Raw genomic sequence first — 377 nt, 5'->3', positions numbered from 1 at the left:
TGTCCGGGCGTCTGTCCGCGCTGAAAGTGTCCGACGTTCGCCCGCAGATCGGCGGAATTGTCCGCAAGCGTCTCTTCACCGAAGGCACCGACGTCAAGGCCGGCCAGGTCCTGTATCAGATCGATCCGACCAGCTACCAGGCAGCCTACGACCAGGCGCGCGGCACGCTCGCGAAAGCCGAGGCGACGCTCGCGTCGGCGAAAACGAAGGCGGGGCGCTACGCCGAACTGGTCAGAATCAATGCCGTCAGCAAGCAGGATTACGATGACGCAATCGCTGCCGTCCGCGAAGACGAAGCCGACATGATCGCCGATCGCGCTTCGCTGGAATCCGCACGGATCAACCTCGGCTACACACGAATATCCGCGCCAATCTCC

The 377-nt window shown here is 63.1% G+C and carries 1 protein-coding gene; it reads left to right on the top strand.

Annotated elements, in window-relative coordinates:
- Positions 1 to 377: efflux RND transporter periplasmic adaptor subunit (locus U5771_RS35395; protein WP_322028212.1), on the top strand; the 377-nt coding region annotated here is incomplete at both ends.

Source organism: Burkholderia sp. BCC1977, from assembly GCF_905339595.1.
GTDB lineage: Bacteria > Pseudomonadota > Gammaproteobacteria > Burkholderiales > Burkholderiaceae > Burkholderia.
The sequence above is the reverse complement of the archived record's forward strand: the minus strand, read 5'-3'. Positions and strand labels throughout refer to the sequence as shown.